Genomic DNA, 1,041 nt, shown 5'->3' on the forward strand with positions numbered 1-1,041 from the left:
TGGTCTTCAGCGGCTACTACCAAAACCCACAGGAGACGGCAAAGGTGTTCACCGATGATTGGTTTCACACCGGTGATGTGGGCTATGTCGATGATGAGGGCTATCTCTACATAACGGGCAGGGAAAAGGACGTCATCGTCCTAAGCTCCGGTAAAAACGTCTATCCCGAAGACGTCGAACGACGCTATGCCGCCATCCCGATAGTGAAGGAGATATGCGTCTTTAGCAAGGACACAAAGACACTGCGCGCCATCATCGTACCGGACATCGATGCGGCCAAAGAACTGCAAATCGTAAACATCAATGAGTATCTGAGGTGGGAGACAAACAGGATATCACAGCACCTGCCACCCTACATGAGACTCAGCGGGTTTGCGTTGAGCACGGAGCCACTGCCAAAGACACGCCTCGGTAAACTGAGGCGCTTCCTCGTTGCAGACATGGTTGATGCCAAAAAAACGACAACCACCCAACCACAAAGACCCGCAGACATCCTGAGCGTAAGGGTCATGGAGGTCGTCAAACGGCTCGGTGAACTTGAGGATATGCCTTCCGTTACTGACAACGTGGAGTTAGACCTCGGATTTGATTCCCTTAAGCGTTTGGAGCTTGTTGCCGCATTGGAGAGCCAGTTTCAGATACATATCTCCGACGATGTGGCCACCAACCTGCACACGGTTGGGGAGTTGATTGACGGCGTCAGGGGTTGCATCGAGGCAGGCGCAGGCGATTCAGATATAACAGACAGGTTCGCCACCGATGCTACCGAAGAATTTGACAAGGGTGCAATCAGCTTTAAGGACGTCTTGAGCAAACCCCCACTTGAATCGGACATCGCTGCCCTGGGTCTCAGGGACAGGCGTTCACCATCGGCCACCATCGGGTTGAGGTCTCTGAGGCTGTTCTTTCGCTCCGTCTATGGGGCAAGACTCAAGGGCCTGGACAACCTCATCCCCCCGCCCTACATACTGTGTCCAAACCACGTCAGCTATCTTGATGCCTTTGTAGTGGCTGCCATGCTGCCGTCAGAGGTGTTTGACA

General features: G+C 53.4%; 1 protein-coding gene. It reads left to right on the plus strand.

What is annotated here, in order from left to right; all coding sequences use genetic code 11:
• On the plus strand, positions 1-1,041 hold a 1,041-nt coding region (locus HWQ67_RS19565), incomplete at both ends, for a non-ribosomal peptide synthetase (protein ID WP_218254372.1).

Origin of the sequence: Candidatus Magnetobacterium casense (assembly GCF_019173545.1) — a bacterium.
GTDB lineage: Bacteria > Nitrospirota > Thermodesulfovibrionia > Thermodesulfovibrionales > Magnetobacteriaceae > Magnetobacterium > Magnetobacterium cryptolimnobacter.